The 9,526-nt window shown below is 72.9% G+C and carries 6 protein-coding genes; 4 read left to right on the plus strand and 2 right to left on the minus strand.

Annotation, left to right across the window (positions count from 1 at the left end; all coding sequences use genetic code 11):
• The first annotated feature begins 16 nt into the window (after positions 1 to 16).
• From IDM40_RS22990 to IDM40_RS23000, 3 genes are read left to right on the plus strand one after another with little or no spacing between them, the layout of a single operon-like run.
• Positions 17 to 1,201, plus strand: a complete 1,185-nt coding sequence (locus tag IDM40_RS22990) for an acyl-CoA dehydrogenase family protein (RefSeq protein ID WP_193124124.1) — start codon at positions 17 to 19, stop codon at positions 1,199 to 1,201.
• Positions 1,198 to 2,430, plus strand: coding sequence for a CaiB/BaiF CoA transferase family protein (locus IDM40_RS22995; protein WP_193124125.1), 1,233 nt, complete (start codon positions 1,198 to 1,200; stop codon positions 2,428 to 2,430). Before IDM40_RS22990 ends, IDM40_RS22995 begins: the two co-directional genes overlap by 4 nt.
• Positions 2,427 to 3,341, plus strand: coding sequence for an FAS1-like dehydratase domain-containing protein (locus tag IDM40_RS23000; RefSeq protein ID WP_193124126.1), 915 nt, complete (start codon positions 2,427 to 2,429; stop codon positions 3,339 to 3,341). Before IDM40_RS22995 ends, IDM40_RS23000 begins: the two co-directional genes overlap by 4 nt.
• Positions 3,342 to 3,609: 268 nt before the next feature.
• On the opposite strand, the gene IDM40_RS23005 is transcribed toward IDM40_RS23000, so the two are convergent.
• Complete coding sequence (locus tag IDM40_RS23005; protein WP_193124127.1) at positions 3,610 to 4,866, minus strand: MFS transporter; 1,257 nt, start codon at positions 4,864 to 4,866, stop codon at positions 3,610 to 3,612.
• 504 nt (positions 4,867 to 5,370) lie between these two features.
• Between IDM40_RS23005 and IDM40_RS23010 the strand changes: the two genes are divergently transcribed.
• Positions 5,371 to 6,432, plus strand: a complete 1,062-nt coding sequence (locus IDM40_RS23010) for a LacI family DNA-binding transcriptional regulator (RefSeq protein ID WP_193124128.1) — start codon at positions 5,371 to 5,373, stop codon at positions 6,430 to 6,432.
• Between the two features lie 865 nt (positions 6,433 to 7,297).
• Here the strand turns inward: IDM40_RS23010 and IDM40_RS23015 are convergent.
• Complete coding sequence (locus IDM40_RS23015) at positions 7,298 to 9,205, minus strand: AfsR/SARP family transcriptional regulator (protein ID WP_193124129.1); 1,908 nt, start codon at positions 9,203 to 9,205, stop codon at positions 7,298 to 7,300.
• Positions 9,206 to 9,526: the final 321 nt, after the last annotated feature.

Here is a 9,526-nt window from a genome sequence, read left to right on the forward strand (position 1 = left end):
GAAGAGAGCCGAGCGCGTGTACGAACTCACCGAGGAGGAGACCTCCGTCGTCTCCCTCGTCTCCGAATGGGTGAACCGCGAGGTCAAGCCGGTCGTCCGGGACCTCGAACACGGCAACACCTACCCCGAGGACCTCATCGAGCAGATGAAGGAGATGGGGATCTACGGCCTGGTGATCCCCGAACCGTGGAACGACGCGTCGGTGTCCACCCCCTGCTTCGCCGCCGTCACCGAGGAGCTCGCGCGCGGCTGGATGAGCCTGGCCGGCGCGATGGGCGGGCACAGCGTCGTCGCGCAACTGCTCCTGGCCTTCGGCACCGAGGAGCAGAAGGACCGGTACCTGCCGAGGATGGCGACCGGCGAGATCCGGGCGACCATGGCCCTGACCGAGCCCGGCGGCGGCTCCGACCTTCAGGCGATGCGCACGACCGCACGAGCGGACGGGCCGGACGGCCCGGACGGCCTGGACGGGCACTACGTCGTCGACGGGTCCAAGACGTGGATCTCCAACGCCCGGCACGCCTCGCTCGTCGCGCTGCTGTGCCGCACCGACCCGGAGGCCGAGCCCGCGCACCGCGGCATCAGCATCCTGCTCGTGGAGAAGGGCCCCGGCTTCGAGGTCGGGCGCGACCTGCCCAAACTCGGTTACAAGGGTGTGGAGAGCTGCGAGATCTCCTTCGACGGCATGCGGGTCCCGCGTTCGGCCCTGCTCGGCGGGGTCGAGGGCAAGGGGTTCTCGCAGATGATGCGGGGTCTGGAGATCGGCCGGATCCAGGTGGCCTCGCGGGCGCTGGGTGTGGGGCAGGCCGCGCTCGACGACGCCGTGCGCTACTCCCAGGAGCGGGAGAGCTTCGGCAAGCAGATCTGGGAGCACCAGTCGGTCGGCAACCTGCTCGCGGAGATGGTCACCCAGCAGACGGCGGGGCGCCAGCTCGTGCAGCACGCGGCGCGCAAGTACGACTCCGGGGAGCGCGCGGACATGGAGGCGGGGATGGCCAAGCTGTTCACCTCCGAGGCCGCCATGAAGATCGCCCTGGACGCGGTGCGCATCCACGGCGGGCACGGGTACTCGACCGAGTTCGACGTGGAACGCTACTTCCGGGACGCACCGCTGATGATCGTCGGCGAGGGCACGAACGAGATCCAGCGCGGGGTCATCGCCCGGCAGCTCGTCAAGCGCAACCGGGTGGGTGACGCGTGAGCGCAGCACGGGAGACCGCCGGGGACCCCGGGCTTCCGCTGGAGGGCTTCACCGTGGTCTCGCTGGAGCAGGCGGTGGCCGCTCCCCTGGCCACCCGCCACCTCGCCGACCTGGGTGCACGCGTGATCAAGGTCGAACGCCCGGGCAGCGGCGACTTCGCGCGGGGGTACGACCGTTCGGTGCAGGGCGAGTCCAGTTACTTCGTGTGGCTCAACCGCGGCAAGGAATCGGTCGAGCTCGACATCAAGGACGCCGGGGACCGCGCTCTGCTGGACCGGATCGTGGCAGGTGCGGACGTGTTCGTGCACAACCTGGTTCCGGGTGCCGTCGACCGCCTGGGGCTGGACGCGGCCACGGTGCGCGCCCGGCATCCGCGGCTCGTGCACTGCTCGGTGTCGGGGTACGGGCCGGACGGTCCGTACGGGCGCAAGAAGGCCTACGACCTGCTGATCCAGTGCGAGAGCGGGCTGGTCTCCACCACGGGGACGCCGGAGGAGGTCGCCAAGAGCGGGATCTCCATCGCCGACATCGCGACGGGGATGTACGCCTACAGCGGGATCCTGACCGCGCTGCTGCGGCGCGAGCGCACCGGACGAGGAGCGGCCCTGGACGTGGCGATGCTCGACGCCCTGGGCGAGTGGATGACGCAGCCGGCCTACCGGGCGGTGCACGGCGGCCGGGAGGTGCCGCGGACCGGGGCCCGCCACGCGTCGATCGCCCCGTACGGGCCGTACCGGGTGGGCGACGGCGGCACGGTGTTCCTGGGCGTGCAGAACGACCGCGAGTGGGCGGCGCTGTGCCGGGAGGTACTCGGACGTCCGGAGCTGGTGGGGGACCCGCGGTTCGTGCACAACACCGAGCGGGTGGAACACGACGCGGAGATCACCTCGGCGGTCGAGGCCTCGTTCGCCGGGGGCACGGTCGAGGGGGTCGAAGCGCTGTTGGAGGGAGCCGGGATCGCGAACGCGCGGGTGCGTTCGCCGCGGGAGTTCGCCGACCACCCGCAGTTGCTGGCCCGCGGGCGCTGGGACACCGTGGGGCTGCCCGGGGGCACACGGGTGGGTGCGCTGGTGCCGCCCGTGGGATGGGGCGACCTGCGGTATTCGCTGGGGGACGTCCCGGCGTTGGGCGCGCACACGGCCGCGGTGCGCGCGGAGTTCGGTGGGGGCGACCGGAACGGTACGGGCCGTACGGGCGGCCGGCACGGGTCACAGGAGGTCCGATCATGAGCACACCCGAACCGGGAACCGTCGAACGCACCGAGGTGTTGGCGCACGCGCCCGCCGCGGCGCTCGCGGGGCTGCTGGGCGTCGAGGAACCCGATGCCGAACGCGGTTCCCTGCCGCTGCTCTGGCACTGGCTGTACACGCTGGAACGTCCCGCGCAGGCCGACCTGGGCGCGGACGGCCATCCGGTGCGGGGCACGGTTCCCGCACCGCCGGGGCCGGGGCGCCGCCGCATGTGGGCGGGCGGTCGGGTGACGACGCACGCGCCGTTGCGGTTCGGGGTTCCGGTGACGCGGCGGACGCGGGTGTTGGAGCAGGTGGACAAGGAAGGGCGCTCGGGGGCGCTGACCTTCGTCACCGTCGGCCACGAGCTGGAGCAGGACGGCCGGGTGGCGGTGCGGGAGGAGCAGGACATCGTCTACCGGGACGCCGCGGGTGGAGGTTCGGGGATGGCCGCGGGTGGATCGGCGCCCGCCGAACGGGTTCCGCGGCAGGACCGCACTGTGGTGCCACCCGGCCCGGACGAGTGGGAGATCGCGGTCGACCCGGTGCTGCTGTTCCGGTTCTCGGCGCTCACCTACAACGGGCACCGCATCCACTACGACCGCGAGTACGCGACCACGGTCGAGGGCTACCCCGGCCTGGTCACGCACGGCCCGTTGCAGGCCGTCGCGATGGCCGAGCGCGCGCGGGCGCTGGGCCACGACGCCACGTCCGGCGCGGAGCTCCGGTACCGGTTGGTGTCACCGCTCTTCGACGACGAGGGGCTGGTCGTCGGTGCGGTTCCCGCGGGCGGGGATTCCGGCGGCGGTGGCACAAGCGGGCACGGCGGGGGGACCGGGCACGGCGGCGGCCTGGAGCTGTCGGCCCGCGACCGCTTCGGCCGCCGCACCGCGCAGGCCCGCCTGACCTGACCCGGCGAGTCCGAAGAACGCTCCGGGACGGGCACTCGCCGGCGCTCGTGCCCGTCCCGGAGCGCAACATGACCCCAGCCACCGCGCACCTGAGCGACCCCATCAACCATCCGTCACAGCCACTGCTCCACCTTGGACACTCATCAGCGTTCGCGCACAAGGCGGAGCGGCCCTGGGGCCCGTGCGCCGCAGGGTGAAGGCGGTGCGGTCATGGGCGAACCGGTGGTACACCTGCGCGCGCAGAGTGAAGCGGAGCGTTGCGACCGACTCAACGGCGGTCGGACGTCTCCCGCGCGGACCCGTCTGCAGGACCCGTGGCCGGCTCGGGCAGCGCGTCCGCTCCGCCGTCGGTGCGGGTTCCGTCGTCCTTGTACAGCCCCGGGTTGCGCCGGTCGAGCGCGCCCGCGGTCAGGGCAACGGCCAGGCCCAGGACCGCTGCGCCCGCACCGAGCAGAGCCGGCGAGGTGTACCCGAGCCCGGCGCTGATACCGAGCCCGCCGATCCAGGCCCCACCCGCGTTGGCCAGGTTGAACGCCGAGTGGTTGGCGGAGGAGGCGATCGTCGGCGCCCCGGCCGCCTTGTTCATGATGAGCACCTGCAGCGGCGCGGTCACACCGAACCCGACGGCGCCCAGCACCACGACGGCGATCATCGCGCTCACCGGGTGCTGCACGGCCACGGAGAACAGCACGAGCACCACGGCCAGCGACGCCAGGGACCCGTAGATCGTGGGACGCAGCCACCGGTCGGCGAGCGGGCCCACGGCGAGCGATCCGAGCGTCATGCCCGTCCCGAACAGGGCCAGGACGAGGGGCACCCCGGCCGGCGACATCCCGGCGACCTCGGTCATCATCGGCGAGATGTAGCTGTAGACCGCGAACACGCCGGCGAACCCGAACACCGCGGTGAGCAGGGCGTACACCACCTGGGGACGGCCCATCGCCGCGATCTCGCCGCGCAGGCGCACACCCTTCGGGGAGGGCACGTCGGGCACGAACACCATCACGCACACGAGGCTGACCAGGGCGATCGCGGCGACCACGAGGAATGCGGTCCGCCACCCCAAGAGCTGGCCCAAGAGGGTTCCGGCGGGCACCCCGACGATGTTGGCGACCGTGAGACCGAGCAGCATGCGCGCCACGGCGGTCGCCCGGCGCATGGGACCGGCCATGTGCGCGGCGACCAGGGCGCCCACGCCGAGGAAGGCCCCGTGCGGGAGTCCGGCCAGGAAGCGGCTGGCCAGCACGGTCTCGTACGTGGGAGCCACGACGGTCGCGACGTTCCCGAGCGCGAACAGCCCCATGAAGACCAGGAGCGCGGTGCGCCGGCGCAGCCGGGTGGCCGCGGCGGTCAGGATCGGGGCACCGATGACCACACCGAGGGCGTAGGCGGCGATCAGGTGTCCGGCGGAGGACAGGGTGATGTCGAGGTCGGCGGCCGCTTCGGGCAGCAGACCCATGATGACGAACTCGGCCGTTCCGATGGCGAAGGCCCCGAGAGCCAACGCGAGCAGAGCGAAGGGCATGAGTGTCTCCTGGTACGGGACAGGACGGGATGTGCGGATGCGGATGTGGATGCAGCGGTGTCGTGGCGCAGGGCGTCCGGTGCGTCGCTGCACCTGTGCGTGGTGGCGCCGGGGGCGGCACGCACCTCGGTGGGCCACTGGGGCCCGAACAGGGTGAACACGGGTTTGGCACGTGCTAATTCCAGGTTGGCAGAGATCGGGCGGACGCTCAAAGCCCGACGGCTGTGAACTCGCTCGCTCCTTCGGCGGGTGTTCGGGAGCGATCCGTCGGGGGGCGTTCGGGGACTGACTCCGTCGGCAGGTGTTCGGGGGGCGCTTGCTCGCCAGCGGGCTGCTCGGGGGGCTCCGTCGGCGAGTGCTCGGGGCTCGCTCCGTGGGTCCGACGGCCCCGCGCCACTCACCCGCGGCGCACGCGTAGGCGCCGCCCCGGCTCCCCGCCCGCGCCGACTGCCGCTACCGTGGTCGTTGACCGGACCGGACGGACGAGGGACCAGGGGAAACAGGATGCCGAGCAGCGGTGAGGACGACCCCCGCGAGCATCCGGCCTCCCCCGCGTCCCGTGCGCGTCCCCGCCGGCCCACGATGGCCGACGTCGCCGCACACGTCGGCGTCTCCCGCCAGCTGGTCTCCCTCGTCCTGGCCGACAAACCCGGACCCAACCCGCGCACCCGCGAACGTGTCCTGCGCGGGGCGGAGGACCTCGGGTACCGCGCCGACACCGCCGCGCAGCTCCTGCGCCGCGCCCGGAGCCGCCAGCTCGGGGTGCTCTTCACCATGGAGCACCAGCTCGAGACGCACATCGTCGAGGCCCTCTACCCCACGGCCGCGGAGGCGGGGTACGAACTGGTCCTCGGTGCCCTGCTGCCGACACGCAGCGAACGGCGCGCCATCGACGACCTGATCGGGCTCCGGTGCGAGGCGCTGATCCTCATCGGGCTGGCCGAACAGGCCCCCGCCCACCTGGCGCAGGTCGCCGAGCAGCTCCCCGTCGTTGAGATCGCCCAGTACACCGGTGCCCCCGGGACGGACAGCGTGCGTACCGACGACGCCGCCGGGGTGCGGGCCGCGGTCGACCACCTCGTGGGGCTGGGCCACTCCGACATCGTGCACGTGGACGGCGGCGAGCTCCCCGGTGCCGCCCACCGGCGCGAGGGGTACCTGGAGGCGATGCGCGCGCACGGGATCGGCGAGCGGGCCGAGGTCCTGGCCGGGGACTACACCGTGGAGTCAGGGGTCGCCGCCGCCCGGGAGCTGCTGGAGCGCGACCGGCTGCCGACCGCGGTGGTGGCCGGGAACGACCTGTGCGCGTGCGGGGTCGTGGAGACCCTCGTGCGCGCGGGCGTGCGCACACCCGAGGACGTGTCCGTGGCCGGGTACGACGACAGCCGCACCGCGTCGTTGCCCTACCTCGACCTGACGACGGTGCACCAGGACACGGGGCGAATGGCCGAGATCGCGGTGCGCTGCGCGGTCGAGAGGTTGGACGAGGGGCGCACGGACGACCGCGTGGACGTGCTCGAACCCGAGCTCACGGTGCGGTCTAGTACGGCTCCCCCGGTTTCCTAGGTTTCCCCGGTTTCCTCGGCCCGCACCCCCACGACGCTCCGGGCCATGCGCGAGCGCTAGCGAGTGCATGGAACCGGAGCGAAAACCGGGACCCCGGCCATCCGAGACGTGCACGTCCCAGGAACCCTCCGCACAGCCACCCAACAACGCCAATGGGCGCCCGAGCCGCACCCCCACGACGCTCCGGGCCATGCGCGAGCGCTAGCGAGTGCATGGAACCGGAGCGAAAACCGGGACCCCGGCCATCCGAGACGTGCACGTCCCAGGAACCCTCCGCACAGCCACCCAACAACGCCAATGGGCGCCCGAGCCGCACCCCCACGACGCTCCGGGCCATGCGCGAGCGCCGGCGAGTGCGTAACCCGGAGCGGAAACCAGGGTCGGCCACACGACAAGTGCACGGGCCCAGGAACCTCCGCACAGCCACCGCTCCACCTTGGACACTCGCTAGCGCTCGCACACAAGGCGGAGCGTTCCTAGGGCGCGGGCCGGCCTCGTAGGTAGAGCGTTCCAAGAGGGCTCGCACACAAAGCGAAGCGTCCCGGAGGCCAAGGCACGCCGCGCCCCGAGCACGCTCTATTGCAGGCGCAAACCTCGCCCCAACAACGCCAATGAGCGCGCGTCGCACCCCACGACGCTCCGGGGCACGCGCGAGCGCCAGCGAGTGCGTGCCCCGGAGCGGAAACCGAAGCCCGGCCACACGACACGTGCACGCCACCGGAAACCTGGCACCCCGGCCACACGACACGTGCATGTCCCAGGAACCCTCCCTCACAGCCACCGCTCCACCTTGGACACTCGCTAGCGCTCGCACACAAGGCGGAGCGTTCCCAGGGCGCGGGTCGGCCTCGTAGGTAGAGCGTTCCTAGGGCGCGGCCCGCACACGCTCCCGGCCGTACGCCGCCACGACCCCCGGAACACGGTAACCACCGCCGTCGCGCAGCAGCAGGGATCGGTCGACCAGGCGCACCAGCACCGCGTCGACCTCACCCGGAAGCACGTCTCCACCACCTCCCACGGCCCGAGCCGACTCCAGGGTGAAACCGTCGGGACGCGCGGACAACCTGCGCAGAACGACCCGTTCGGCCTCGGTCAACAGACCCCAGCTCCACTCAGCCATCGCCCGCAGACTCCGCTGCCTCGGCGGACGACCCCTTGCCTCCTCGGCCGGGAGCGAGAAGCCCGCGTCCAGCCCTGCGAGGATCCGCTCGAGGCCCAGCGCCCGAACGCGCGCGGCGACCAGTTCGAGCGCGAGGGGGAGCCCGTCGAGCCTGCGGCAGATCTCGGCGACGGCGGGCGCGTTGTCGTCGGTGAGGGTGAACGCGGGGTCGGCGTCGCGGGCGCGCTCCACGAAGAGCCGTCCCGCATCCGATCCCAGGACGGCCTCGGCGGTGATCGTGCCCGCCTCCCCCGTCTCCCCCGTCTCCCCTGTCTCCGGTGTGTGCAGGGGTTCCAGAGCGATCACGCGTTCCCCGGGCACGTCGAGGACCTCCTGGCTCGTCACGATGCCCCTGACCGGAACCCCCTCGGAGGCGAGCGTCGTGAGCAGTCCCGCCACCGCCCCGGCCACGTGTTCCCCGTTGTCGAGGACCAGCAGGGTGTCACGCCCGTCCAGCGCCGCACCGAGGCGTGCGAGCGGGTCGTTCCCGGTGTGAACGTCCCCGTCCGGGAGGCGCGCGAGCACCAGCGAGGCGAGGTCGGCGGCCGAGGCGTCACGCTCGGCCCCGGCGAGTTCCACCAGGTGCACACCGTCGACGGGGCCGTGGGCCGGGCGGGCGCCGAACGTGTCCTCCCCGGCCAGGACACGGGCCGCGGCCAGCGCCAACCGGGTCTTCCCCACGCCCCCGGGCCCGGTGACCGTGGCCAGGCGGGCGTCCCCCGACCCGTCCCACATCCGCACGAGCCGGTCGAGCTCCCGGCCGCGCCCGAGCATCGGGGTCGCGGGCAAAGGGAGGCGGGCGCGGGTTCGGGGCCCCGGGAAGGTCCCTGCGCCACCGGATGACCTGGACCCGGTCGGAACGGGTCGGGGCCCGATACCGCCGTCCAGAGCCGGGTCCTGCCGGAGGACCGCGGTGTGCAGCTCGGCCAGACGGGGCCCGGGGTCGACCCCGAGCTCCTCGTCGAGGCGGGCACGCGCCTGCTCGTAGGAGGCCAGCGCCTCGCCCTGCCGCCCCTCCCGGTACAGCGCGAGCATGTGCAGTGCGCGGGCGTGTTCGCGCAGCGGGTGTTCCGCGAGCAGGTCCCCGGTGTCGGAGGCCGCGCAGCAGGACTCGCCCAGGCCGAGGTAGGCCTCGGCGCGGATCTCCCTCGCCGACAGCCGGAGTTCGTCCAGGCGTGCTGCCTCGGCGGCGGACGCGGGAACGTCGGCCAGCTCCGGGAACGGTTCGCCGCGCCACAGGTCGAGCGCGCGGGAGGCCAGGGCCGTGCGGGCCGCGGGCCCCGACGCGGCATCAGCCCGTTCGACCAGGTCCTCGAACAGGCTGCTGTCGACGTCCTCGGGCGCCGCATCGAGCCGGTATCCGCCCGCGCTGTGGAGGACTCGGCGCGGGCCCAGGAGGCGCCGGAGCTGGGAGATCTTGGTCTGCAGCGTGTTCAGGGGCCGACCGGGCGGGTGTTCGCCCCACAGGTCGTGGACCAGCCGGTCGGCCGGAACGGGCACGCCCCGGTGCAGCAGCAGGTTCACCAACAACGCCCGGACCTTCGCCTCGGGGACGGCCACCGGCTCCCCCGCGGCGTTCCGGACGGTCAACGGTCCCAGAACCCCGTAGTGCATACCGCCAGCCTACGCAGCCGCTCACCCGCGCCCCCGAGGTGCCGGGGACGCTTTCCGTTCTGGAGGGCGTGCGCGAGTCGCCCCGACAACGCTCCGGGGCGCGCCCAACAACGACACAGGTCGTGCGCGAGCGCCAGTCCTGACAACGCCCGAGTGGTACAGGAGCCGCACCCCCAGCAACGCTCCGGGCCAGGCGCGAGCGCCAGCGAGTGCATGGAACCGGAGCGGAAACCAGGGCCGGGCACCAACAACCTGCACGACCCAAGCACCTCCGCACAGTTCCCGCTCCACCTTGGACACTCGCCAGCGCTCGCACACAAG

Origin of the sequence: Nocardiopsis coralli (assembly GCF_014892575.1) — a bacterium.
Classification (GTDB): domain Bacteria; phylum Actinomycetota; class Actinomycetes; order Streptosporangiales; family Streptosporangiaceae; genus Nocardiopsis; species Nocardiopsis coralli.